The sequence below is a fragment of the Streptomyces sp. NPDC085927 genome (assembly GCF_044540975.1).
Lineage (GTDB): Bacteria > Actinomycetota > Actinomycetes > Streptomycetales > Streptomycetaceae > Streptomyces > Streptomyces hirsutus.
The window spans coordinates 23,732-48,558 of sequence record NZ_JBITSN010000006.1; the positions used below are offsets into that span (position 1 = coordinate 23,732).

Annotated in this window: 23 protein-coding genes; 7 read left to right on the plus strand and 16 right to left on the minus strand. The window is 72.1% G+C overall.

The annotated features are described in order from the left end of the window. Nucleotides 1-69: 69 nt before the first annotated feature. Nucleotides 70-768, plus strand: a complete 699-nt coding sequence (gene cseB / locus ACIF80_RS17365; RefSeq protein ID WP_399805372.1) for a two-component system response regulator CseB — start codon at nt 70-72, stop codon at nt 766-768. A gap of 8 nt (nt 769-776) precedes the next feature. Beyond that, nucleotides 777-2,228 (plus strand): two-component system sensor histidine kinase CseC, encoded by a 1,452-nt coding sequence (gene cseC / locus ACIF80_RS17370; RefSeq protein ID WP_399805374.1) that lies wholly within the window; start codon nt 777-779, stop codon nt 2,226-2,228. A 52-nt stretch (nt 2,229-2,280) separates the two neighbouring features. Here the strand turns inward: cseC and ACIF80_RS17375 are convergent, their stop codons facing one another. Then, a complete protein-coding gene (locus tag ACIF80_RS17375) occupies nt 2,281-2,997 on the minus strand; it encodes a M23 family metallopeptidase (protein WP_399805376.1) in 717 nt (238 codons plus the stop codon). 443 nt (nt 2,998-3,440) lie between these two features. Here ACIF80_RS17375 and ACIF80_RS17380 point away from each other — a divergent pair, with 443 nt between their 5' ends. Beyond that, complete coding sequence (locus ACIF80_RS17380; protein WP_399805378.1) at nt 3,441-4,091, plus strand: HAD family acid phosphatase; 651 nt, start codon at nt 3,441-3,443, stop codon at nt 4,089-4,091. Nucleotides 4,092-4,160: 69 nt separating this feature from the next. On the opposite strand, the gene ACIF80_RS17385 is transcribed toward ACIF80_RS17380, so the two are convergent. Further along, on the minus strand, nt 4,161-6,686 hold the full coding sequence (locus ACIF80_RS17385) for an ATP-dependent Clp protease ATP-binding subunit (RefSeq protein WP_399805380.1): 2,526 nt from the start codon (nt 6,684-6,686) through the stop codon (nt 4,161-4,163). A 430-nt stretch (nt 6,687-7,116) separates the two neighbouring features. On the opposite strand from ACIF80_RS17385, the gene ACIF80_RS17390 reads away from it, so the two are divergent. After that, the gene (locus ACIF80_RS17390) at nt 7,117-7,914 is read left to right on the plus strand and encodes an SCO3374 family protein (RefSeq protein WP_399805382.1); all 798 of its coding nucleotides are present in this window, start codon (nt 7,117-7,119) and stop codon (nt 7,912-7,914) included. Here the strand turns inward: ACIF80_RS17390 and ACIF80_RS17395 are convergent. The 10 genes from ACIF80_RS17395 to ACIF80_RS17440 all read right to left on the minus strand — a co-directional run bounded on the left by ACIF80_RS17395 (nt 7,893) and on the right by ACIF80_RS17440 (nt 16,775). Next, nucleotides 7,893-8,228 (minus strand): Lsr2 family protein, encoded by a 336-nt coding sequence (locus ACIF80_RS17395; RefSeq protein ID WP_399805384.1) that lies wholly within the window; start codon nt 8,226-8,228, stop codon nt 7,893-7,895. The genes ACIF80_RS17390 and ACIF80_RS17395 overlap by 22 nt on opposite strands. Nucleotides 8,229-8,512: 284 nt before the next feature. Continuing rightward, the gene (locus ACIF80_RS17400) at nt 8,513-9,046 is read right to left on the minus strand and encodes an amino-acid N-acetyltransferase (RefSeq protein WP_399805385.1); all 534 of its coding nucleotides are present in this window, start codon (nt 9,044-9,046) and stop codon (nt 8,513-8,515) included. A 9-nt stretch (nt 9,047-9,055) separates the two neighbouring features. After that, a complete protein-coding gene (locus tag ACIF80_RS17405) occupies nt 9,056-9,547 on the minus strand; it encodes a BlaI/MecI/CopY family transcriptional regulator (RefSeq protein ID WP_399805387.1) in 492 nt (163 codons plus the stop codon). Nucleotides 9,548-9,698: 151 nt separating this feature from the next. Then, nucleotides 9,699-9,878, minus strand: coding sequence for a hypothetical protein (locus ACIF80_RS17410; RefSeq protein WP_399805389.1), 180 nt, complete (start codon nt 9,876-9,878; stop codon nt 9,699-9,701). 100 nt (nt 9,879-9,978) lie between these two features. Continuing rightward, a complete protein-coding gene (locus tag ACIF80_RS17415) occupies nt 9,979-10,656 on the minus strand; it encodes a hypothetical protein (RefSeq protein WP_399806110.1) in 678 nt (225 codons plus the stop codon). Nucleotides 10,657-11,110: 454 nt separating this feature from the next. Then, the gene (locus ACIF80_RS17420) at nt 11,111-11,908 is read right to left on the minus strand and encodes a type III pantothenate kinase (RefSeq protein WP_399805391.1); all 798 of its coding nucleotides are present in this window, start codon (nt 11,906-11,908) and stop codon (nt 11,111-11,113) included. Between the two features lie 9 nt (nt 11,909-11,917). Continuing rightward, nucleotides 11,918-12,907 carry a carboxylating nicotinate-nucleotide diphosphorylase gene (nadC, locus tag ACIF80_RS17425; protein WP_399805393.1) on the minus strand — a complete coding sequence of 330 codons (990 nt, stop codon included), beginning with the start codon at nt 12,905-12,907 and terminating at the stop codon, nt 11,918-11,920. Nucleotides 12,908-12,958: 51 nt separating this feature from the next. Next, nucleotides 12,959-14,746 carry an L-aspartate oxidase gene (locus ACIF80_RS17430; RefSeq protein WP_399805395.1) on the minus strand — a complete coding sequence of 596 codons (1,788 nt, stop codon included), beginning with the start codon at nt 14,744-14,746 and terminating at the stop codon, nt 12,959-12,961. After that, on the minus strand, nt 14,743-15,738 hold the full coding sequence (gene panC / locus ACIF80_RS17435; protein ID WP_399805397.1) for a pantoate--beta-alanine ligase: 996 nt from the start codon (nt 15,736-15,738) through the stop codon (nt 14,743-14,745). Before panC ends, ACIF80_RS17430 begins: the two co-directional genes overlap by 4 nt. Then, complete coding sequence (locus ACIF80_RS17440; protein WP_399805399.1) at nt 15,735-16,775, minus strand: Rossmann-like and DUF2520 domain-containing protein; 1,041 nt, start codon at nt 16,773-16,775, stop codon at nt 15,735-15,737. The genes panC and ACIF80_RS17440 overlap by 4 nt, the downstream gene beginning before the upstream one ends. A 166-nt stretch (nt 16,776-16,941) precedes the next feature. On the opposite strand from ACIF80_RS17440, the gene ACIF80_RS17445 reads away from it, so the two are divergent. Next, nucleotides 16,942-18,222: a threonine aldolase family protein gene (locus tag ACIF80_RS17445; protein ID WP_399805401.1), complete on the plus strand. Its 1,281-nt coding sequence runs from the start codon at nt 16,942-16,944 to the stop codon at nt 18,220-18,222. A gap of 143 nt (nt 18,223-18,365) precedes the next feature. Then, entirely contained in the window at nt 18,366-19,508 is a 1,143-nt protein-coding gene (locus ACIF80_RS17450) for a DUF5937 family protein (RefSeq protein WP_399805403.1), read from the plus strand. Nucleotides 19,509-19,650: 142 nt separating this feature from the next. On the opposite strand, the gene ACIF80_RS17455 is transcribed toward ACIF80_RS17450, so the two are convergent. The 3 genes from ACIF80_RS17455 to ACIF80_RS17465 all read right to left on the minus strand — a co-directional run bounded on the left by ACIF80_RS17455 (nt 19,651) and on the right by ACIF80_RS17465 (nt 22,272). Beyond that, nucleotides 19,651-20,283, minus strand: a complete 633-nt coding sequence (locus ACIF80_RS17455; protein ID WP_399805405.1) for an AAA family ATPase — start codon at nt 20,281-20,283, stop codon at nt 19,651-19,653. A gap of 49 nt (nt 20,284-20,332) precedes the next feature. Continuing rightward, nucleotides 20,333-21,004, minus strand: a complete 672-nt coding sequence (locus tag ACIF80_RS17460) for a response regulator transcription factor (protein WP_332432934.1) — start codon at nt 21,002-21,004, stop codon at nt 20,333-20,335. A gap of 68 nt (nt 21,005-21,072) precedes the next feature. Then, nucleotides 21,073-22,272, minus strand: a complete 1,200-nt coding sequence (locus tag ACIF80_RS17465) for a sensor histidine kinase (protein ID WP_399805408.1) — start codon at nt 22,270-22,272, stop codon at nt 21,073-21,075. A 164-nt stretch (nt 22,273-22,436) separates the two neighbouring features. Here ACIF80_RS17465 and ACIF80_RS17470 point away from each other — a divergent pair, with 164 nt between their 5' ends. Further along, nucleotides 22,437-23,582, plus strand: coding sequence for an SAM-dependent methyltransferase (locus ACIF80_RS17470; RefSeq protein WP_399805410.1), 1,146 nt, complete (start codon nt 22,437-22,439; stop codon nt 23,580-23,582). Between the two features lie 46 nt (nt 23,583-23,628). On the opposite strand, the gene ACIF80_RS17475 is transcribed toward ACIF80_RS17470, so the two are convergent. Beyond that, a complete protein-coding gene (locus ACIF80_RS17475) occupies nt 23,629-24,780 on the minus strand; it encodes an NADH-quinone oxidoreductase subunit D (protein WP_399805412.1) in 1,152 nt (383 codons plus the stop codon). Between the last annotated feature and the right edge of the window lie 47 nt (nt 24,781-24,827).

A 24,827-nucleotide genomic window follows, 5' to 3' on the forward strand; every position in this document is an offset into this window, starting at 1 on the left:
GTGAAACGCTCCCACCGGCCCGAGAGCGCACGAGAACGAGAACCGAAAGCCGAGAGCTGAGAGACCGGGATGGCAGACCAGAACCACGTCCTGTTCGTCGAGGACGACGACGTCATCCGTGAGGCCACCCAACTCGCCCTGGAGCGGGACGGCTTCATGGTCACCGCGAAGCCCGACGGGCTGTCGGGCCTGGAGGCGTTCCGCGCCGACCGGCCGGACATCGCCCTCCTCGACGTCATGGTGCCCGGCCTCGACGGCGTCAGCCTGTGCCGGAGCATCCGCGACGAGTCGATGGTGCCGGTGATCATGCTGTCGGCGCGCGCGGACGCCATCGACGTGGTCCTGGGGCTGGAGGCGGGCGCCGACGACTACGTGACCAAGCCGTTCGACGGGGCCGTCCTGGTCGCCCGCATCCGCGCGGTCCTGCGCCGCTTCGACCGGGCGAACGGCGGCCGGGAGGGAGCGGAGGCCGGGGTTCCCGCCGGCGCGCTGGCCTTCGGCGAACTGGAGATCGACACCGTGGGCATGGAGGTGCGGCGGGCCGGGGCGCCGGTGGCGCTGACACCGACCGAGATGCGGCTGCTGCTGGAGTTCTCCTCGGCGCCGGGCACCGTCCTCTCCCGCGACCGGCTGCTCGAACGGGTGTGGGAGTACGGGTGGGGCGGCGACACCCGCGTCGTCGACGTCCACGTGCAGCGGCTGCGCGGGAAGATCGGCCAGGACCGCATCGAGACGGTCCGCGGCTTCGGCTACAAACTGAAGGCCTGAGCACGGACATGCGGCGGTACTTCGGGCGCCCGGTGGGCGCGGGGACACGAGGGGATTCCGGGGCGCCGGCGAGCGCCGGCGCCCGGGAGGGATTCGGGCCGCCGGCGGACTCCGGCGTGCCGGGCAGGCTCGGGCGGCTGGTGGGCGCGGGGCTCGAGCGGGCGGGTGTGCTCACCGGGCTGAGATGGAAGCTCAGCGCCGCCATCGCCCTGGTCGGCGCGCTGGTGGCGGTCGCGCTGAGTCTGGTCGTGCACAACGCGGCCCGGGTGTCGATGCTGGACAACGCACGCGACCTCGCCGACGAACGCATCATGATCGCCCAGCGCAACTACGAGCTGTCGGGGCGGCTGAACTTCCCCAACACCAAGGTCGACGACCCCGACCTGCCGGCGGAACTGCGGGCGAAGGTCGAGGAGGGCAGGCGGGCGACCTACGTGGCGAACCGGCCGGGCGGGCCGCCGGACATCTGGGCGGCCGTACCGCTGAAGAACGGCCACGTCATGTCCCTGCACTCGGGCTTCACGGACCGCAGCTCGAACATCCTCAAGGACCTCGACCAGGCCCTGGTGATCGGCTCCATCGCCGTCGTCCTGGGCGGCAGCGCGCTCGGGGTGCTGATCGGCGGGCATCTGTCCCGCCGGCTGCGCAAGGCGGCGATCGCGGCCAACCGGGTCGCCAAGGGGGAGACGGAGGTCCGGGTGCGGGAGGCCATCGGCGGGGTCGTCCGGGACGAGACCGACGACCTGGCCAGCGCGGTGGACGCGATGGCGGACGCGCTGCGCCAGCGGCTGGAAGCCGAACGCCGGGTGACCGCCGACATCGCGCACGAACTGCGCACCCCGGTCACCGGTCTGCTGACCGCCGCCGAACTGCTGCCGCCGGGCCGGCCGACCGAGCTGGTGCTGGACCGGGCGAAGGCCATGCGCACCCTGGTCGAGGACGTCCTGGAGGTGGCCCGGCTGGACGGTGCCTCGGAGCGGGCCGAGCTGCAGGACATCCTGCTGGGCGAGTTCGTCGCCCGTCGGGTCGCGGCGAAAGGCCCGGACGTCGCGGTGCGCGTGGTGCGCGAGTCGGAGGTCACCACCGATCCGCGGCGTCTGGAACGTGTGCTGTTCAACCTGCTGGCCAACGCCGCCCGGCACGGCAGGCCGCCCATCGAGGTCTCCGTCGAGGGGCGGGTCGTCCGGGTCCGCGACCACGGGCCCGGCTTCCCCGCGGACCTGCTCGCCGAGGGGCCGAGCCGGTTCCGCACCGGCAGCGCGGACCGGGCCGGACGCGGTCACGGCCTGGGCCTGACCATCGCGGCCGGGCAGGCCCGGGTCCTGGGGGCGCGGCTGACCTTCCGCAACGTACGGCCGGCCGGCGCGTCCGAGGACTCGCCGGCCGAGGGTGCGGTCGCCGTGCTGTGGCTGCCGGAGCACGCACCGACGAACACGGGAAGTCATCCGATGCTGCCGTAGGGCGGCCGGCCGAGGAGATCCGGGACCGGGATGTTCACCCGGACCGGAGTCCTCAGAACTGCACGCCCTTGCCGCGCAGGAACTTGACCGGGTCGATCGCGGAACCGTAGTGGGCGCCGGTCCGGATCTCGAAGTGCAGGTGGGGACCGCTGGAGTTGCCGGTGTTGCCGGACAGGGCGATCTTCTGGCCGGTCTTGACGACCTGGCCGGGCTGCACGTTCACCTGGGAGAGGTGGGCGTACTGGGAGTACGTCCCGTTGCCGTGGTTGATGACCACGGCGTTGCCGTAGGCCGGGCCGTCGCCGGCGCCGTTGCCGCCCGCCTTGACGACCGTGCCGCCGTGCGTGGCCATGACCTTGGTGCCGTTCGGCACCGCGAAGTCCTGCCCGCTGTGGGCGGACTGCCACATGCCGCCGGCCTGGGCGTAGGTCGCGGAGATCGTGTACTTCTTCACCGGGTCGACCCAGGACGCCTTCTTCTTGACGGGCTGAACCTGCTTCTGGACCTTCTGGACCTTCTGGGCCTTCTGGGCCTTCTTCGCCTCGGCGGGCTTCTGAACCTCGGCGGTCTTGGTCTTCGCAGCCTCGGCCTGGGCGTCCGCCTGAGCCTGCACGGCCTTGGCGGTGTTGCCGGTGGCGGCCGTGGTGTCGGCGGCGGCCGCGATCCCGGCTCCCACGACGGCCGTGACTCCCATGCCGGCGGCCAGAACGGCCGCACGGGTGCGGAGGTGGGACGTGAGGAAGGAACGGGGCGTGACGCGCTGGGACATCGGAACCTCGTGGGGAAGGGAGCGGAGGAAAGCCACCGGGCGAGTTGGTCCCCGCCGCAGTGGCTATCCCTTGGTAACCCCTTCGCCCACAAAGCCCCAAAAAGGGTGATCTACGACGTAAGTTCGTACTTGTGGAGTGAGATGGACGTCTCTTGACACAGCACCCGTAACGGATGAAAGCCCCATATGAGGCTGATCGATCAGAGCTTTACGTTAAATGTCCGTTTTGCGTTCAGCGTTTCGCTACTATTCCGGCTCGTAACGGACAAAACGGCTGTGCAGCATGTCACTGGGGGCGGGTTCAGACATTCCATAAATGTGGCGTGCGCCTCTCTGGCCGCCTGCCGCGCGGCAACCCTACGGTTCACCTCGCGTCACCCTCGAAGACGAACATGCACACGACACATCGGCAGCGTCACGAGCCCGAGAGGACCCCCCGCCCCATGAGAAGCCGACGCCCCTGGCTGCGCCGCGCATCGGTCACCGCCGTCTCCGCCACGGCCCTGGTGGCCCTGGCCGTCCCCGCCCAGGCAGCGACCGCCCCCGGTACCTCCGCAACGGCCACGACGACCGCTGTGACGGCTACGGCAGTCGCCGCAGCGGTCGACTACGACACCTGGCAGCGGGACTGCCAGGTGGTCATGGACCAGGCCCTGCCGCAGCTGACGCAGCGGATCGCGAACCCGCGGCCGGGCGAGAAGCAGGCGATCGTCCTCGACATCGACAACACCGCCCTGGAGTCCGACTTCGGGTTCAACTTCCCGGCGCCGGCCAACGAGCCGGTCCTGGAGGTCGCGCGGTACGCCCAGGAGCGCGGGGTCTCGGTGTTCTTCGTGACCGCCCGGCCGGGCATCGTCGGGGCCTTCACCGAGTACAACCTCGACCACGCCGGATACGAGTCCGCCGGGCTGTACGTCCGCGGCTTCCTCGACCTGTTCCGGAACGTGGCCGAGTACAAGACGGCCCAGCGCGTCGACATCGAGTCGAAGGGCTACACGATCATCGCCAACATCGGCAACAACACCACCGACCTGTCGGGCGGGCACGCCGAGAGGGCCTACAAGCTGCCGGACTACGACGGGCAGCTCTCCTGATCCGGCCCCGGGCAGCCGAAAGGGGCCGGAGCCCTTCCGGGCTCCGGCCCCTTTCGGCTGCCGTGACGCTTACGCGTCCTTGCTGAGGTTCGGGCCGGCTCCGCCGGCCGCCTGCTCGATCGGCGGGACGTCGGGCAGGGCCGACTTCTCCTCACCGCGGAAGGTGAAGGTCGTGCTCTCGCCCTCGCCCTCGATGTCCACGACCACGATGTGGCCGGGGCGCAGCTCGCCGAAGAGGATCTTCTCCGACAGCGAGTCCTCGATCTCGCGCTGGATGGTCCGGCGCAGCGGCCGGGCGCCCAGCACGGGGTCGTAGCCCCTCTTGGACAGCAGCTCCTTGGCGGGCTGGGAGAGCTCGATGCCCATGTCCCGGTCCTTGAGGCGCTCGTCCACCTTCTCGATCATCAGGTCGACGATCTGGAGGATGTCCTCCTGGGACAGCTGCGGGAACACGACCACGTCGTCGACGCGGTTGAGGAACTCGGGACGGAAGTGCTGCTTGAGCTCGTCCGACACCTTGTTCTTCATGCGCTCGTAGTTGGACTTCTTGTCGCCCGCGGCGGCGAAGCCCAGGTTGAAGCCCTTGGAGATGTCCCGGGTGCCGAGGTTGGTCGTCATGATGATGACCGTGTTCTTGAAGTCCACGACCCGGCCCTGGGAGTCGGTCAGGCGACCGTCCTCCAGGATCTGCAGCAGCGAGTTGAAGATGTCCGGGTGGGCCTTCTCGACCTCGTCGAAGAGGACGACCGAGAACGGCTTGCGGCGCACCTTCTCCGTCAGCTGACCGCCCTCCTCGTAGCCCACGTAGCCGGGGGGCGAACCGAAGAGACGCGAGACCGTGTGCTTCTCGCTGAACTCCGACATGTCGAGGGAGATCAGCGCGTCCTCGTCACCGAACAGGAACTCGGCGAGGGCCTTGGACAGCTCGGTCTTACCGACACCGGACGGGCCGGCGAAGATGAACGAACCACCGGGACGCTTCGGGTCCTTCAGACCGGCGCGCGTACGGCGGATGGCCTTCGACAGCGCCTTGACGGCGTCCGTCTGGCCGATGACCCGCTTGTGGAGCTCGTCCTCCATGCGCAGCAGACGCGAGGACTCCTCCTCGGTCAGCTTGAAGACCGGGATGCCGGTGGCCGTGGCGAGGACCTCGGCGATCAGGTCGCCGTCGACCTCGGCGACGACGTCCATGTCGCCGGCCTTCCACTCCTTCTCGCGCTTGGCCTTGGCGGCGAGGAGCTGCTTCTCCTTGTCGCGCAGGGAGGCGGCCTTCTCGAAGTCCTGCGAGTCGATCGCGGACTCCTTGTCCCGGCGGACACCGGCGATCTTCTCGTCGAACTCGCGCAGGTCCGGCGGCGCGGTCATCCGGCGGATGCGCATCCTCGAGCCGGCCTCGTCGATCAGGTCGATCGCCTTGTCCGGGAGGAAGCGGTCCGAGATGTACCGGTCGGCCAGGGTGGCGGCCTGCACCAGCGCCTCGTCGGTGATCGAGACACGGTGGTGCGCCTCGTACCGGTCGCGCAGACCCTTGAGGATCTCGATGGTGTGCGGCAGGGACGGCTCGGCGACCTGGATCGGCTGGAAACGGCGCTCGAGGGCCGCGTCCTTCTCCAGGTGCTTGCGGTACTCGTCCAGCGTGGTCGCGCCGATGGTCTGCAGCTCACCGCGGGCCAGCATCGGCTTCAGGATGGAGGCCGCGTCGATGGCGCCCTCGGCGGCACCCGCACCGACCAGCGTGTGCAGCTCGTCGATGAACAGGATGATGTCGCCGCGGGTGCGGATCTCCTTGAGCACCTTCTTCAGGCGCTCCTCGAAGTCACCGCGGTAGCGGGAGCCGGCGACCAGGGCACCGAGGTCCAGGGTGTAGAGGTGCTTGTCCTTGAGGGTCTCGGGCACCTCGCCCTTGACGATGGCCTGGGCGAGGCCCTCGACGACGGCGGTCTTGCCGACGCCGGGCTCACCGATCAGCACCGGGTTGTTCTTGGTGCGGCGGGACAGCACCTGCATGACCCGCTCGATCTCCTTCTCGCGCCCGATGACCGGGTCGAGCTTGGACTCACGAGCGGCCTGGGTGAGGTTCCGGCCGAACTGGTCGAGGACCAGGGACGTGGAGGGGGTGCCCTCGGCAGGACCGCCGGCGGTGGCGGTCTCCTTGCCCTGGTAACCGGAGAGCAGCTGGATGACCTGCTGCCGCACCCGGTTCAGATCTGCGCCCAGCTTGACCAGGACCTGGGCGGCGACGCCCTCGCCCTCGCGGATCAGGCCGAGCAGGATGTGCTCCGTACCGATGTAGTTGTGACCCAGCTGCAGCGCCTCGCGGAGCGACAGCTCGAGCACCTTCTTGGCACGGGGGGTGAAGGGGATGTGACCCGACGGGGCCTGCTGGCCCTGCCCGATGATCTCCTCCACCTGCTGACGGACCGCCTCGAGCGAAATCCCGAGGCTCTCAAGGGCCTTGGCGGCGACACCCTCACCCTCGTGGATCAGGCCCAGGAGAATGTGCTCGGTGCCGATGTAGTTGTGGTTGAGCATCCGGGCTTCTTCCTGAGCCAGGACGACAACCCGCCGCGCGCGGTCGGTGAACCTCTCGAACATCGTTAATCGCTCCTCAGAGCGGTCAGGCAGTGGGGGGAACTTCCCCTCCCTGTCCTTCCGCAGCTTAGTCCCGCAAGCGGGGACCGCTCATTCCAACTGCCGACACCGTCGATGGCCTCCTGACCCCGAACGCCGACATCTGCTCCAACCCGATGGTGCGAGACGATGTTCCCGCAGGCCAGGCAGTTACCCCCATCTCCAGTACGCCGATGGCGAACGCGAGATGCGCCGTCCTGCGTGTCGCCCCCTCCCACTAGGGATGTCTTACCCGCTGCGACCGACAGTCCATGCCAAGGGCAGGGGTTCCCTCCGCTACGGGCGAACAACCTTGCGCCTCCCCCGGCTCCCTCACGCCCCCCCTGTTCGACACCCTGTGCATGCACATGCGCACCCAGCGTAACCCGAACGGCCTTCCGGCGGTTGCGCTTGCATGGCCGGCACCGTCCCCTCCGTCACCGCGGGCCTCTCGGTCCCCGCACACCGTTCCGTCGGCACGGCCGACGGGGTCCCGGGCCTTCACGGGCCCCTCGGTCCGCTCGGGCCGCCCGGGGCGGACGCCCCGGGCGCTCCGGACGACCCGGTCCGGCACTGGTACGAGAACGAACAGGGGTGGCCGACGGTGCCCGGTTCCCCGGTACGCCTGCCGGTGGGGGTGCGCTTCGACGTCCTGGACGTCCCCGCCGAGGCGGGCCGTGCGGCGCTGGGGCGTCCGGAACGCCCGGGGCGCCCGGTGTCCGCGGAGTGCTCGAACGGCCCTCGGCGGGCCGGATCCGCCGCCGGGAGATTTCCGGTGGCCCTGCAGGGCGGACGAATGCTGCTGCTGGTGGCCGCGGGCAGCGCGGAGGAACTGCCGGGGCTGCTCGCCTGGCTGGAGTGGGGCACGCTGACCCTCGATCTGGCCGCGATCGGCACGGGCGGTCTCATCGATGCTCCGCCGCCCCCTGCGGCCGCCGGCCACGGTGCCGTCCGGCCGCTCTCCCCGGGAGGCGTCGGTTCGCAGGGGGCCGCCGTGTGGCTGCGGCCCCCCGAGCCGGGGCGCGAGGTCGAGGCCTCGCTGCCGGCACTGTCGGCGACGAGGGCCCGTGGGGACGCCCCCGATCTCGTACGGCTGGTGAACACGGTGGCCACGCAGTGCCACCGGCTCCGGCTCCTGCGCGCCTGCGACCGGCCGCCGGCCGGGGTGCGCGAGGCGGGACGGGCCGACGGTCAGCCGTTGGCCTGCTCGTAGGCCTCGCGAATGGCAGCGGGGACACGGCCGCGGTCGTTGACCTCGTGGCCGTTCTCCTTCGCCCAGGCGCGGATCGCCGCGGTGTCCTGGTTGCCGCCGGAAGTGACACGCGCCTTTCCACGCCCGCCCGAAGCACGGCCTCCCGTACGACGGCCGCCCTTCACGTAAGGCTCGAGAAGGCCACGGAGCTTGTCCGCATTGGCGGTGGTGAGATCGATCTCGTATGTCTTGCCGTCCAACGCGAACGTCACGGTCTCGTCCGCCTCGCCGCCGTCGAGGTCGTCGACAAGAAGGACCTGAACCTTCTGTGCCACCGGATTTCCTTTCATCGATAACGTCAGGGCCTGGGTGTACCGGCGTTCGCCGTATCGCCGTCCCCTGTTATATGCACTACTGCAGTACGTCGGAAAGCAAACCGCTTTTGCCGGAAAAACACAAACCCCGGGGACGGACCCACTGCCGCACACCGCCCGGAAACGTGCGCGTTTCGGACATAGGGAACCGGGCAAGGCCCACGGCACGGAAGCAGTACGGAATATGTCTTGATGCGGCGCACCGAGACCTCCGCCGCAAGACGTCGGGTACGGAACGCCGACGATCACAGATGCAGAAGCATCCGGCTGTTGCCCAGAGTGTTCGGTTTCACGCGTTCGAGACCGAGGAACTCCGCGACACCCTCGTCATAGGAACGCAGCAGCTCGGCGTACACATCGGTGTCGACGGGTGTCTCACCGATCTCCACGAAGCCGTGCTTGCCGAAGAACTCGACTTCGAAGGTCAGACAGAAAACACGGCGAACACCGAGCCGGCGGGCGGTCTGCAGCAACTTCTCCATCAAGCGATGCCCCACACCGGCGCCCTTCAGTCCGGGCTTCACCGCGAGAGTACGGACTTCCGCGAGATCTTCCCACATCACATGCAGCGCACCGCAGCCGACGACCTCCCCGTTGTCGTCCCGTTCCGCGATCCAGAACTCCTGGATGGCCTCGTAAAGAGTCACTGTTGCTTTGTCGAGCAGGATGCCCTTGCGGACGTAGGCGTCAAGGAGGCGGCGCACGGCGGGGACATCGCCGGTGCGGGCCCGCCGGACGGTGATGGCTTTTGCGGTGACATCCGGGCTGTCTGCTGACATGAGCGGACGTTATCGCCCGCGCGGTCCCTCGTCCGCGGCGGGGTTCTCGACAGAGGGTTCCGCGGGCGGGGGCTGTTCGGGCGATCCCGCTTGTTCGGGCGATGCCGCTTGTTCCGCCGGCCGGCGCTGTTCCCCGGTTTCCGGAAGCCGCACAACGCGTACGGCGTCCGTGAGGGCCTGACGCTGTTCCTCGCTCATCATGCCGAAGAAGGCGACGAGTGCGGCGGCGGCGTTGTCGCTCTGCGACCATGCCTCGTTCATCAGCGCGGCGGCGTACGCGGCGCGGGTGGAGACCGCCTCATATCGATAGGCCCGGCCTTCCGCCTGACGGCGCACCCAGCCCTTCTGATGGAGATTGTCCAGAACGGTCATCACCGTGGTGTACGCGATGGACCGTTCCTTCTGCAGATCTTCGAGGACTTCCCTGACGGTCACCGGGCGGTTCCACTTCCACACCCGCGTCATGACCGCGTCTTCGAGTTCTCCCAGGGGGCGAGGCACATATCAGACGATAGTGCGCAATCACACACGTGGCGTGCCGAGCATGGACGAAGATCTTCAATCGTGAACAAAAAGGGCGTACGACTCGCACTCGAGTCGTACGCCGGGTCCGTCTCCCGTGCCGCCCGGGGTCGGCCGGGCGGCGGGCGGGTCAGGTGTCGGTCTTGGCGGTGGCCTGGTGGGGGGCCTCCGCGCGGGCGAGGGCCGCGTCCACGGCGGCATCCTCCTTGGCCTTGTTGGCGCCGCCCTGGGTCTTCACGATCACCCGGATCACGCCGATGAAGAGGGCGGCCATGACGGCCGGGGGCAGGAGCGCGGAGACATAGTCCATGGGTCCAGGGTAGCCAGGGTGGCCCGGCGGACGGCCGAGCGGGGCGGGCGCACGGCCGGCGTGCGGGCGTACGCGGGGGTGGGGCGTACCGCGGGGGCTTTCAGCCCGCGGCGAGTCGCCGGCTCTGCGGGGGCTGGGTGGGCTTGCGGCGGGGGAAGACCTCGCCCGGGGTGGGAACGGGGCGGCCCGGCTTCGGGGTGCCGGGAGCGGGGGCGGGGGTGGCGGGTTCGGGCCGGGGGGTGGACGGCTTGCGCTCCGGCTCCTTCTCGGAGCCCTCGGCGGCCTGGCCGCCCGGCAGGGCGAGGAGGTGGGGGCGGGAGGCGGGGACGACGGACAGGGGGCCTTTGGACAGCGGGGCGGCGGACGGGACGCCGGGCAGGGGGTCGACGACGGCCGCGCGGACCGTGCGGCCGGCGAGACGGGCCCGTACGTCCTGCTCGGCCAGGAGCCGGCAGCGGTCCAGGAGTGCGGCGGCGGTGGGGTTTCCGCGCAGCGCCCGGAGGGCGGCGAGGTCGTCGGCGTCGGGGCGGTAACCGGCCCCCAGCGCCTCCTCCAGGAGCGTGAGGTAGCCGGTGACGGTGCCGGGGAGGGCGGCGCGGTAGCGGCCGAGGTCGGCCACCAGGAAGGCGCGCAGGCGGGCGCTCTCCCGCGTCGCCTCGTCGAGGGAGTCGGCGAGGCGAAGGCAGTCCTGGACGTCTTCGGCCGAGGCGGACGTGGGGTGCAGGGCGAGGGCGAGGGCGCGGCGGAGCACACGCAGCTCCTCCGTGCCGAACGCCATGCCGCCGCGGGATCCGTAGGGCGTGGGCATGCGGCGACGATACGCGCTAATCAGACAAACAACTCATAGCGCACGGGTGTGGCGTGCGGGTACGACGCACGGGTCCACCCGGGTGGGGGTCTGCTCGGCCGGGGCTCCGCCCGGGCGGAGCCCCGGCGAGGAGCGGGTGCCGTTCGGCGAGGGCCGCCCGGTGCCCCGGGGTGCGGGCTCGCGGGGCCCGGACCCGCCGGAGAACCGCCGGAGAACCGCCCGACGGCATCCGCACTCCGCGAGGGGCCCGGCCCGTTCCACGAGGCGTGCGGGCCGGGCAGCCCCCGTACGGCTCGGGACCGGCCGCTCGTGGCGCGGGCCGGCCCGGATGCAGCGCTCCGGGGCCGGTCCCGGAGCACCGCTTCGGGGCCGGTCCCGGAGCACCGCTTCGGGGCCGGTCCCGGGGGCGGTGCTCCGGGATGCGCTACATCCGCGACACGTTCCGTTCGTAGACCAGGCGCAGGCCCACCAGGGTCAGCCAGGGCTCGTGCTCGTCGATGACCGTGCTCTCGCCCAGGACCGTCGGCGCGAGTCCGCCGGTCGCGATGACGGTCACTTCCTCGGGGTCGTCGGAGAGTTCGCGGGCCATCCGGCGGACGACTCCGTCGACCTGGCCGGCGAAGCCGTAGACGATGCCGGACTGCATCGCCTCGACCGTGTTCTTGCCGATCACGCTCCGGGGCCGGGCCACCTCGATCTTGCGGAGCTGCGCGCCGCGGACGCCGAGCGCCTCGACGGAGATCTCGATGCCGGGGGCGATGACGCCGCCGACGTACTCCCCGCGCGCGCTGACCGCGTCGAAGGTGGTGGCGGTGCCGAAGTCGACGACGACGGCCGGCCCGCCGTAGAGGTCGACGGCGGCGACCGCGTTGATGATGCGGTCCGCGCCGACCTCCTTGGGGTTGTCGGTGAGGATCGGCACGCCGGTCTTGACGCCCGGCTCGACCAGGACCGCGGGGACGTCGCCGTAGTAGCGGCGGGTCACCTCACGGAGTTCGTGCAGGACGGAGGGAACGGTCGCGCAGATGGCGATGCCGTCGATGCCGTCGCCCAGTTCGTCACCGAGCAGGGGGTGCATGCCCATCAGGCCCTGGAGGAGAACGGCGAGCTCGTCGGCGGTGCGGCGCGCGTCCGTGGAGATCCGCCAGTGTTCGACGATGTCCTCGCCGTCGAACAGGCCCAGGGTGGTGTGCGTGTTGCCCACGTCGATCGTCAGCAGCATGGCCGGCCCCTACTCAGCCGCTCGCAGGTCCAGGCCGATGTCCAGGATCGGCGAGGAGTGGGTGAGGGCGCCCACGGCGAGGTAGTCGACCCCCGTGTCGGCGTACGCCTTGGCGTTGTCGAGGGTGAGCCGGCCGGACGCCTCCAGGGTGGCGCGGCCGGCGACGAGAGCCACCGCCTCCTCGCACTCGCCGGGGGTGAAGTTGTCCAGCAGGATCAGGTCGGCGCCCGCGTCCACGACCTCGCGGAGCTGGTGCAGGGTGTCGACCTCGACCTCGATCGGTACGTCGGGGAAGCGCTCCCGGACGGCCTGGAAGGCCTGGGCGACGCCCCCCGCGGCGACGACGTGGTTGTCCTTGACCAGGGCGGCGTCGGAGAGCGACATGCGGTGGTTGACGCCGCCGCCGCAGCGCACGGCGAACTTCTCCAGGGAGCGCAGGCCCGGAGTGGTCTTGCGGGTGTCGCGGACCTCGGCCTTCGTACCGTCCAGAAGGTCGGCCCACGCGCGCGTGGCCGTCGCGACGCCCGAGAGGCGGCACAGGATGTTCAGGGCGCTGCGTTCCGCCGTGAGGAGGTCGCGGGTGCGGGCGGTGACGGAGAGGAGCTTGTCGCCGGCTTCCACCCGGTCGCCGTCCTCCACGTGCCGTTCGACCTCGAACTCCGCCGTGCAGACCACCGAGACGACCGCCTCGGCGATCCTGAGGCCCGCCACGACGCCGGCTTCCCGCGCGGTGAAGTCGGCGGTGGCGACGGCGTCCTCGGGGATGGTCGCGACCGTCGTCACGTCCACGCCGTGGGCGAGGTCCTCCTGGATGGCGACGTTGGCGATGTCCTCGACCTCCACCGGGTCCAGACCGGCGTCGGTCAGGAGCTGGGCGAGCGCGGGGTCGAGGCCGCACTCCGGATAGGTCTCGTCGTAGCTCTCGTCGCTGTCCGCGCCGCAGGCGCAGCCGTCGCCGCAGCCACCGGAGGGGGCGAGGGGAAGGTCTGGGGTGGTCACTGCTGTCACTGCTCCTGGGGCCTGGTGCGGGAAGGTCGGGGGTCCGGGACGTCAGGGAAGCTCGACGTCGGGGAGGGCCGGGACATCGGGGAGGGTCGGGGGAAAGTCTGTGGTGTCGGTGGTGTGCGTCGCCAGCGTGCGGTCCGGATTCAGCCGTACGACGATGTGGCGGCGCCAGGCGGTGTCGTCGCGCCCGGGCCGGTCCTCGCGCCAGTGGCAGCCCCGGGTCTCCTCGCGCCGCAGCGCGGCGGCGACCAGGACGCGGGCGACGCACAGGAGGTTGGTCGTCTCCCAGGTGTCGACGCCGGGCTCGGCGGTCTTGCCCTGCTCGTCGAGGGCGTCGCGGGCGGCGGCGTGCAGCCGCTGGAGCGCGTCGGCGGCCTGCTCGAGGGAGGCGGCGGAGCGCAGGACGCCGGCTCCCCTGGCCATGATCCGCTGGATGGTGAAGCGGGCCTCCGCGGGAAGGAGGGGGTGCCCGGGGCGCTCGGCGGGCGGGAGGGGCTGCGGCGTACGCGCGTGGAGGGCGTCCCCGGTCCGGTTCCCGGCGATGTCGGCGGCGATGCGCTCGGCATAGACCAGACCCTCCAGGAGCGAGTTGGAGGCGAGCCGGTTGGCTCCGTGCACGCCGGTGCAGGCGACCTCCCCGCAGGCGTAGAGGCCGGGGACGGTGGTGCGGCCGTGGAAGTCGGTGCGGACGCCACCGGAGGCGTAGTGGGCGGCGGGGGCGACCGGGACGGGCTCGGTGACCGGGTCGATGCCGTGGGCGCGGCAGGCGGCGAGGATCGTCGGGAAGCGGTGCTCCCACATGTCGGCGCCGAAGTGCCGGGCGTCGAGGTACATGTGCTCGGCGTCCAGCTCGCGCATCCGGCGCATGATGCCCTTGGCGACGATGTCCCGCGGGGCGAGCTCGGCGAGCTCGTGCTGTCCCACCATGAAGCGCACCCCGTCGGCGTCGACCAGGTGGGCGCCCTCGCCGCGGACCGCCTCGGAGACCAGGGGCTGCTGGCCCTCCGCGTCGGGGCCGAGGAACAGGACGGTCGGGTGGAACTGCACGAACTCGAGGTCACTGACCTCGGCGCCCGCGCGCAGGGCCAGCGCCACCCCGTCGCCGGTCGAGACGGAGGGGTTCGTGGTCGCGCTGAAGACCTGGCCCATGCCACCGGTCGCCAGCACCACCGCGGGGGCGTGCACGGCCCCCACGCCGTCGTGCTGGCCCTCGCCCATGACGTGCAGGGTCACACCCGCGCTGCGCCCCTCGGCGTCCGTGAGCAGATCCAGGACGAGCGCGTTCTCGATCGTGCGCAGTCCCGCCCGTCGCACACCACCGCTCTTGCCCGAGAGCGCTTCGCGCTCACCCCTCCTGACTGCACGTACGGCCTCCACAAGTGCGCGGGAGATCTCCGCGCCGGTGGCGTCCCCGCCCGCGTGCGCGATGCGCCGGCGGTGGTGGCCGCCCTCGCGGGTGAGTTCCAGGCTGCCCTCTTCGGACTCGTCGAAGTGGGCGCCGGTGGCGATGAGACGGCGTACGGCGTCGGGCCCCTCGGTGACGAGGATGCGGACCGCCTCCTCGTCGCACAGGCCCGCGCCGGCGACCAGGGTGTCGTCCCGGTGCTGCTCGGGGGTGTCGCCCTCACCGAGGGCCGCGGCGATGCCGCCCTGGGCCCAGCGGGTGGAGCCGTCGTCGAGCCGGGCCTTGGTGACGACGACGGTGGCCAGTCCGGCGGCCTCGCAGCGCAGCGCGGCGGTCAGTCCGGCCACGCCGGAGCCGACGACCACGACGTCCGCGTCGATGGACCACCCGGGCGCGGGAGCGTGCAGTCGTATGCCGGTGCTGGTCACGAGGCGGCTCCGAGGGTGCCGAAGGTCAGGGGGACGTTGTCGATCAGGCGGGTCGTGCCGACCCGGGCGGCCACGGCGAGCACGGCCTCGCCGGTGAAGTCGTCGCCGATCTCGGTGAAGTCCGAGGGGTCGACCAGGGCCAGGTAGTCCAGCGTGAGCGGCGGGGTGAAGCGGGCGGCCCCGTCGAGGACCTGGCGGGCGGCGGCGCGGACGGCCTCGGGCCCGCCCGCCGTGGCGACGGCGTGCGCGTCGGCCGCCGCGCGGGACTCCCCGAGCGCGTTCAGCGCCTCGGCACGCGCGCGCGTGGCGGGCACTTCGCGGGCCCGCGCGCGCAGCGCCTCCTGCGCGGCGTGCCGGTCCCGGCCGGCGAACAGGGCGCCGGACAGGGCGAGGGCGGTGCTCCGCTCCGCGGTGGAGAGGTAGCGGTTGCGGCTGGACAGGGCCAGTCCGTCGGCCTCGCGGACGGTGGGGACGCCGACGATCTCGATGCCGAAGTTCAGGTCGCGGACCATGCGGCGGATCAGGGCGAGCTGCTGGGCGTCCTTCTGGCCGTACAGGGCGAAGTCGGGGCGGGTGAGGTGCAGCAGTTTGGCGACGACGGTGAGCACACCGTCGAAGTGGCCGGGGCGGGCGGCGCCCTCCAGGCGTTCGCCCATGGGTCCGGCGCTGACGCGGACCTGGGGCTCGCCGCCCGGGTAGACCTCGTCGACCGACGGGGCGAAGACCACGTCGGCGCCCGCCTGCCCGGCGAGCCCGAGGTCGGCGTCCAGGGTGCGCGGGTACCGGTCGAGGTCCTCGCCCTCGCCGAACTGCAGCGGGTTGACGAAGACGGTGACCACGACCTCGCCCTCGGCGCCCGCGAGGTCGCGCGCGGCGCGGATCAGGGTGGCGTGGCCCTCGTGCAGGGCCCCCATGGTCATCACGACGGCTCGGCGGCCCGTACGCGCGCGTGCGTGCAGGTCGGCCGCGGTGCGCAGCAGGGTGGTGGTCATCGGGGGTCCCCTTCGCCTTCGCCGCCTTGATCGCCCTGGTCGCCGGAGCCACCGGGGGCTCCGGGGTCTCCGGGGGTGCCCCGGTCGTCCCGGGTGCCCCGGTCGTCCCGGTTTCCCGGACCGCCGGGGCTCGTCGTCCCGTCGGCGAGTACCCCGAGGAGGTCCTCGGCGAGCTCCGGCTTCAGCAGGCCGTGGGCGAGGGCGCGGTCGGCGGTCGCGCGGGCCATCGCCAGATAGCCGGCGACGGTCTGCGGGGCGTGCCGGCGCAGCTCGGTGACATGGGCGGAGACGGTGCCGGCGTCACCGCGCGCGACGGGGCCCGTGAGGGCCGCGTCACCGGAGCGCAGGGCGTTGTCCAGGGCGGCGCCGAGCAGCGGGCCGAGCATCCGGTCGGGGGCCTCGACCCCGGCGGCGCGCAGCAGCTCCATGGACTGGGCGACCAGGGTGACCAGATGGTTGGCGCCCAGGGCGAGGGCCGCGTGGTAGAGCGGGCGGTTCTCCTCGGCGATCCACTCCGGTTCGCCGCCCATCTCGATCACGAGGGCCTCGGCGGCCAGCCGCAGCTCCTCGGGCGCGGTGACGCCGAAGGAGCATCCGGCGAGCCGCTGCACGTCCACGGGGGTACCGGTGAACGTCATCGCCGGGTGCAGGGCCAGCGGCAGCGCGCCGGCTCGCAGAGCGGGGTCCAGCACCTTCGCGCCGTACCGCCCGGAGGTGTGCGCGAGGAGCTGTCCCGGCCGTACCGCGCCCGTCTCGGCGAGCCCGGCCACCAGCTCGGGCAGCGCGTCGTCCGGGACGGTCAGCAGCACCAGTTCGGCCCGCTCCAGCACCTCGGCGGGCGTGACCACCGGCACGTCGGGGAGCAGCTGCTCGGCGCGCCTGAGGGAGGCGGCGGAGACGGCGGACACGGCCACCGGACGGTGCCCGGCGAGCTGCAGGGACGCGGCCAGGGCCGGCCCGACGCGCCCGGCGCCGACCACACCGACGCTGAGCCGCGCGGGGCGGTCCCTGGGATCTGGCTGTGGGCTTGTGTTCACGCGACGACGGCCTTCCCGTTCCAGTCCGCTCGGGGTACCGGACGATTTTTCGTCATGTTAACGCGAAACGAGGCCGGTTCCCCGGCGCGCGGGGGTCCGCAGGGTGTGGGTCCCGCAGCGAAAACCCGGGTGCCCGCGCGTGTCCGTACGCGGGATGATCCCGGGCATGGGTGATACGGCGGAGAACGGCACTGCGGCACAGGACGGGGACGAGCGGCAGACCGGGGCGGACCCGGGCCCGGCCCGGGAGCCGGCTCAAGGGACGGGGCAAGGCACGGCTCAAGGGACGGGGCAAGGGGCGGATCAGGAACGGGGGCAAAAGCTCCGCGAGCGGCGGATCGCCGCCTGCCGCAGCGCCCCGCGCGCGCTCGCGCGCCTCGGTTTCCTCGGCCCTCTCCGGGAGCGGCTGGCCCTGCTGGACGCGGCGGCGGACGTGTACGACCTGGACGAGACGGCCGACCTCTACGGCAACGGCGTCGTCGAGGCGCTGGAGGAACGGGTCGCCGGACTCCTGGGCACCGAGGCCGCCGCGTTCTTCCCGACCGGGACGATGGCCCAGCAGGTGGCCCTGCGCTGCTGGGCGGGCCGTACCGGCAGCCCGGTGGTCGCGCTGCACGGGCTCAGCCACCCCGAGGTGCACGAGCGGAACGCGTTCAGCCGGGTCAGCGGCCTGCGTCCGGTGCGGGTGACCGGTGAACCCCGGATGCCGACCGCCGCCGAGGTGCGGGACTTCGACGAGCCCTTCGGCGCGCTGATGCTGGAACTCCCCCTCCGGGACGCCGGTTTCGTGCTGCCCACCTGGGAGGAGCTGACCGAGGTGGTGGACGCCGCGCGGGAACGCGAGGCCGTGGTCCACTTCGACGGGGCCCGGCTGTGGGAGTGCACGGTGCACTTCGGCCGTCCGCTGGAGGAGATCGCCGCCCTGGCGGACAGCGTCTACGTGTCGTTCTACAAGTCCCTCGACGGCTTCGGCGGCGCGGCGCTCGCCGGCCCGGCGACGCTGGTGGACGAGGCGAAGGCCTGGCGGCACCGGTACGGGGGCAATGTCTTCCAGCAGTTCCCGACCGCCCTGTCGGCGCTGATCGGTCTGGAGCGGGAGCTGCCCCGGCTGCCCGAGTACGTCACCCACGCGCGCGTGGTGGCCGCCGCCCTGCGCGAGGGGCTGGCGGAGGCCGGGGTGCCGTGGGCGCGCGTCCACCCCGAGGTGCCGCACACCCACGACTTCCAGGTGTGGCTGCCGTACGAGGCCGACGTCCTGGCCGAGGCGGCCGTCCGGGCGGCCGAGGAGACGGGGGCCGCGCTGTTCGCCAACCACTGGGATCCGAAGGGACCGGGTCTGGCCCTCACCGAGGTGTACGTGCGGGCGGCGGGCCTGGAGTGGACGGCCGACGACGTACGGGCCGCGGCCGCGGACTTCGTACGGCGGCTGCCGGGAGCGAAGGCGTAGGGGCGTGGAGGCCGGCACGGGGGTGCGAGGGCCGGCGCAGGGCTGAGGGGCGTCGAAGGGGCGGGGGCTTCCGATCGCCGCCCCGATTGACGGCGGCCGTCAATCGGGGCGGCCCTGTCGGCGGCGGAGTGCACCATGAGGGCATGAGTGTGCGCATCGACATCTCGGGGCTGTGGGCGACGGGGATGTCCCCTGCGCGAGCGGAGTCGGGGGCCTGGAAGCGGATCGCCGCCGTGCCGTCCCCGCTGGCCGAGCTCGGCATGGCGCTGCACGCACTGTCCGAGCCGGCCCACCATCCCGGGCTCCAGAGCTGGGTGACGGGCGTGACCGCGCGCCTGGACCCGCATCTGGCGGACCGGATGTGCGAGGCCGACTTCCTGTGGCGTATGACGTTCTCGGACCTGTTCCTGGCGTGCGCGGGCGTCCCCGGCGGTGCGCTCCCCGGCACGGACCTCGCCGAGGAGCTGGAGCTGCTGGACAAACTGTCGGACGAGCAGTTCGTGGCCGCCGCGCTGGAGTTCACCTGCGCGTTCCCCTACGACAAGCCGGGCCCCGGCCCGCTCACCGACGCGAGGATGCGCCACCGGGCGCTGGAGCTGGCCGCCGCGCGGGGGCCCCGGCAGGTGCGGTTCACGGAAGGGCTGCTGGCCGATCCGCCCCGGATCCGGGCCTGGCTGCGGGAGTTCTTCCAGGACTGCGACGAGGCGTTCTTCGCCGAGGCCTGGGCCCGGCTGCGTCATCAGCTCGCCGCCGACACCCGGCTCAAGACGGACCTGCTGCGGCGCAAAGGGCTGGCCGAAGCACTGGCCGCGGTGTCCCCGGCGGTCACCGTCGACCTGGACGCCGGCCTGATCACGGTCGACAAACTCGGTGACGGCCGTACGGCCACGGCCGACGGCGGTCTGCTGCTGATCCCGACGAGTCTGGGCCGGCCGCACCTGATGGTCCTGCACCGGTACGGCTGGCGGCCGGTGCTGCACTACCCCGTCGGCTCCCCCGAGCTCGCCGCGCCGCCGACGGTCGATCAGCTGGCCCTGCGGATGACGGCGTTGTCCCATCCCGTCCGTATGCGGCTGTGCCGTCACCTCGCGCGCAGCGCGTACACCACCGGTGAGCTGGCCCAGGTGCACGGCATGACGGCCCCGGAGATATCCCGGCACCTGGGCGTGCTGAAGAAGGCGGGCCTGCTCACCACGCGCCGCCGCGGCCGGTACGTACTGCACCAGCTGGACGTGACGGTCGTGGCCCGGCTCGGCAGCGACTTCCTGGAGGGCATTCTGCGCTGACGGCGGCCCCGGACACGGGCCGGCCGGTGCCGACCGCCCGTGCGGACCGGTCGAAGCGGACCGGCCGTGCGGACCGGGTGTGCGGGCCGGTCGAAGCGGAGGTGGCGACGCGGGCCGGTCGAAGCGGAGGTGGCGACGCGGGTCAGTCGAAGCGGATGTGGCGGATGCCGACGCCCGCCTGCCGCAGCCGGGTCCGCAGCGGGCCCTCGTTGTTGGGGCGCAGGGTCAGTCCGGCCAGGACGGCGATGCGGTCCGCCGTCTTCGGGACGGTCGTGTGGTCGGTCCACAGATGCTCGGCGAACTCCGGCTCGCCCAGCCGCTCCAGGCAGTGGTCGAGCCGCCGCACGGCCCAGCTCTCCCGGCGCAGGCCCGCGTTCTTCCCGCCGACGTACTTCAGGAGGCGTCCGAGGCCGCGTTCGCGCAACCGCCGCAGCACCGTCTCCCGTTCGGCGAGAAGGGTGAAATGGCGTACGTCGTGGCCGAGTTCGCCCAGCCGGCCGACGGTCTCGGCGAAGCAGTCCGGGTCCGTGACCGTCATGGGCACGATCACGACGCCGTCGTGCCGGGTCAGGGTGAGGTCGAGGACCTCGACGACACCCTGCCGCCAGGAGGCCAGGTCCTGGAAGTCCTCCCGGAGTTCCGGCGGGAGCATCCGGTGCAGGCCGAAGCCGAGGTGCTCGGGGTCGCAGATGACGCTGCCGGGCAGCCGGCGCCGTATCTCGTGTGCGGTCTGCGTCTTGCCGCCCCCGAAGGGACCGTTGATCCACAGCAGCATGCGCAGACCCTACCGACGCGGGGGCGCCCGGTCAGCCCTGTGCGCAAGGTCAGCCCTGTCCGCCGGCCCGTACCAGTCCCGTCTCGTAGGCGAGGACCACCACCTGCACCCGGTCCCGCAGCCCCAGCTTGGTCAGGATGCGGCCCACATGTGTCTTCACGGTCGCTTCCGACAGCACCAGACGGGCTGCGATCTCGCCGTTGGACAGGCCCTGCGCGACCAGCACCATGACCTCCCGCTCCCGCCCGGTGAGCCGCTCCAGTTCCTTGTGCTGGGGCTGCGCGGTGGTGCTCGGCAGCATGGGTGCGAAGCGGTCCAGGAGCCGGCGGGTGGTGGACGGGGCGACCACGGCGTCGCCGCTGTGCACCGCGCGGATCGCGGCGAGCAGTTCGCCGGGCGGCACGTCCTTGAGCATGAAGCCGGAGGCGCCCGCCTTCAGCCCGGAGAAGGCGTACTCGTCGAGGTCGAACGTGGTCAGGATCAGCACCTTCGGCGGGTCGGTGTCCGCGCAGATCCTGCGGGTCGTCTCCACTCCGTCCAGCTTCGGCATCCGGACGTCCATGAGCACCACGTCGACGGCGGTGGACCGCAGCACCTGGAGGGCCTCCACGCCGTCGCCCGCCTCCGCCACGACCTCCATGTCCGGCTGTGCGGCGAGCACCATCCGGAATCCGGTGCGCAGCAGCACCTGGTCGTCGACGAGCATCACGCGGATCGCCATCGGGGCCTCTTCCCTCTTCCAGAAGGTGTTACAGGTGTCAATGAAGGGCGTGCGCAAGCGTGGGGACGTCAAGCGGGTTTGAGGGGCAACAGGACGCTGATGCGGAACCCTCCGCCCGGCCTCGGGCCCGCGTCCAGGGTGCCGCCGACCATACCGACCCGCTCGCGCATCCCGATCAGACCGTGCCCCTGGCCGTCGAACCCGCCCTCCTCGTACAGCTCGTGCGGGGCGCCCTTGCCGTCGTCCTCGACGAGCAGGCCGAGACCGTCGTCGAAATACACCAGGCGCACGCTGGCGCCCGTGTTGGGCCCGCCGTGCTTGCGGGTGTTGGTGAGCGCCTCCTGCACGATGCGGTACGCGGTGAGTTCGAGGCCGCTGGGCAGGGGACGCGGGGTGCCCTCGATCTTGAAGTCCACCGGCAGCCCGGACTCCCGGCACTGTTCGACGAGGTCCTCGATCTGCCGCACGTCGGGCTGCGGCACGTACTCCCCGGCCTCCTGGTGCTCGCCGGTGCGCAGCACGCCGAGCAGGCGGCGCATCTCGGCGAGCGCCTGACGGCCGGTGGAGGAGATCGTCTCCAGGGCGTTCTTCGCCTGGTCGGGCGCCGCGTCGAGGACGTAGGCGGCGCCGTCGGCCTGCACCACCATCACCGACACGTTGTGCGCGACGACGTCGTGCAGTTCGCGCGCGATGCGGGCGCGCTCGGCGGCGACCGCGACCTTCGACTGTGCCTCGCGCTCCTTCTCGAGCCGCGCGGCGCGCTCCTCGAGCTGGGCGAAGTAGGCACGCCGGGTGCGGATGGAGTCTCCGAGCACCCAGGCGAGGACGAAGGGCACGGTCAGGAATATCACCATGGCGATGTTGCCCGCCGCGCTCACGTCCTCCAGCGGCCAGCGCGCCTGCGCCACCGGTGCCGCGCACAGCCCGGCGCCGAGCGCGAGGCGGGAGGCCCAGCGGGCGCCGACGGCGGCGACCGTGTAGACGATCACCAGCAGGGCGAAGTCGGCGGGCAGGACCGCCACGTCGAGGACCACCTGGAGCAGGCCCACCACGACGGCCAGGACCAGCATCCGCTCCGGCATCCGGCGGCGCAGCGCGACGACCAGGGAGAGCAGCAGCATGACCGGCACGGCCACGGCCGTCGGCGGGGTCCCGTGGCCCTCCTCGACGGGCGCTCTGCCGATCACCGAAATCCCGAACAGGACCACGGCCCAGAAGCCGTCGACCCATGCCGGGTGTCTGCGGAGAAAATCGTAGAGGCGCTGCACGTGACCCAGCGTAGGGAAGCGAAATGCGTGCAGGGGTCAACCGGAGGGCCGATCCCCGGTCCGCACGTGTACTCCGCAAGGTGGAGGCCCGGCACGTCCCCGCACGTAACCTGGGCCGATGACGGTGGCAGCGGCAGCGGCGACGAGCCGGTGGCACCGGTGACATGGGCGACAACGAGCGGGTGGAACCGGTGGCGGCAGGGGCGGAAGGCGGACCGCGCGGATGGCGGGCGGCGACCCGGGCGGCTCTGTACGGGCCGGACGGTTTCTACCGCGGGCCGGAGGGCCCCGCCGGGCACTTCCGTACGTCGGTGCACGCCTCGCCGCTGTTCGCGAAGGCCGTGGCCCGCCTGCTGTGCCGGGTCGACGAGACGCTGGGCCGGCCCGCGGTGCTCGACTTCGTGGACATGGCGGCGGGACGGGGCGAACTGGCCGCCGGGGTGCTCGCCGCGCTGCCCGCCGACGTGGCGGCACGCACGCGTGCGTACGCCGTCGAACTCGCCGGCCGTCCCGGCGGCCTCGACCGACGGATCGAGTGGCGGGCCGAGCCCCCGGAGCGGACCACGGGGCTGCTGTTCGCCAACGAGTGGCTGGACAACGTGCCCCTGGAGGTCGCCGAGGTCGACCCGGAGGGCGTCCCCCGGCTGGTCCTGGTGGACGACGACGGAACGGAACGGCTCGGGCCGCCGGTCACCGGCCCGGAGGCGGAGTGGCTGGCACGGTGGTGGCCCCTCACGGGCGGGCGACCCGTGACGGACGGCGGGGAGGCCGCAGCGGGGGAGGCCGCGGAGGAGACCGCCACGGAGGGGGAGGCCATGGAGGGGGAGGCCGCTTCGGGAGCCACGAGCGGGGCGGGACTGCGGGCGGAGATCGGGCTGCCCCGGGATCTGGCCTGGGCGTCAGCGGTCGGGACGCTCGCGCGGGGGCTCGCGGTCGCCGTGGACTACGCGCACACGGCGGGCGCGCGCCCGCCGTTCGGGACGCTCACGGGCTTCCGGAAGGGGCGCGGGACCCCGCCCGTACCGGACGGGTCGTGCGACATCACCGCGCACGTCGCCCTGGACGCCTGCGCGGCGGCCTGCCCGCTGCCCGGCGCCCGTCTGCTCCCCCAGCGGGCCGCCCTGCGCGCCCTGGGCCTCACCGGCTCGCGCCCCCCGCTCACCCTCGCGTCCACCGACCCCGCCGGCTACGTACGGGCCCTGGCGGCCGCCTCGGAGGCCGCCGAGCTCGTCGCGCCGGGCGGGCTCGGCGGCTTCGGGTGGCTGCTGCAGCCGGTCGGGATCCCGGACGTGCTCGCGGACGCCGGCTGAGACGGACGACAGCTCCCCCGGCCTCGCGCCCCATCGCCCCGCCGCCCTACTTGTCGATGTCCCCCACCACGAAGAACAGCGACCCCAGGATCGCCACCATGTCCGAGACCAGCGTCCCCGGCAGCAGTTCGGTGAGCGCCTGGATGTTGTTGTACGAGGCCGAGCGCAGCTTCAGCCGGTACGGCGTCTTCTCGCCCTTGCTGACCAGGTAGTACCCGTTGATGCCGAGCGGGTTCTCGGTCCACGCGTACGTGTGCCCCTCGGGCGCCTTGAGCACCTTCGGGAGCCGCTGGTTGACGGGGCCCGGGGGCAGGTCGGCGAGCCGGTCGAGGCAGGCCTCGGCGAGGTCGAGGGCGTGGTACGTCTGCTCCAGGAGGCATTCGAAGCGGGCGAGGCAGTCGCCCTCCTCGCGGGTCACGACCTTCAGGACGTCCGCGAGCTCGCCGTACGCGAGATACGGCTCGTCGCGGCGCAGGTCGAAATCGACGCCCGAGGCCCGGGCGATCGGCCCGCTCACCCCGTACGCGTGCACGGCCGCCGGGGAGAGGACGCCGACACCGCGCGTGCGGCCGCGGAAGATCTCGTTGCCGAGCACCAGGTCGTCGAAGCGGTCCATGCGGGAGCGCACGTCGGCGACGGCGCCGCGCGCGCGTGTGGTCCATCCGGCCGGAAGGTCCTCCTTGAGGCCGCCCACGCGGTTGAACATGTAGTGCATGCGGCCGCCGGAGACCTCCTCCATGACGTGCTGGAGCTCCTCGCGCTCGGTGAAGGCGTAGAACATCGGTGTGATGCCGCCGAGTTCCAGCGGATAGGAGCCGAGGAACATCAGGTGGTTGAGCACCCGGTTCAGCTCCGCGAGCAGCGTGCGCAGCCACACCGCGCGCTCGGGGACCTCCATGCCGAGCATCCGCTCCACGGCGAGGACCACGCCCAGTTCGTTGGAGAACGCCGACAGCCAGTCGTGGCGGTTGGCCAGCATGATGATCTGCCGGTAGTCCCGCGCCTCGAACAGCTTCTCCGCGCCCCGGTGCATGTAGCCGATCACGGGCTCCGCGCTGGTGATGAGCTCGCCGTCCAGGACGAGCTTCAGCCGCAGCACCCCGTGCGTGGACGGATGCTGGGGCCCGATGTTGAGCACCATGTCGGTGCTCTCCGCGGCGCCGCCGATGCCGACCATGGTCTCCGTCGTAGGAGTCATGAACACAGTCTCCCCTACGTACGCTGGGGCCATGGAGACGGGCAACC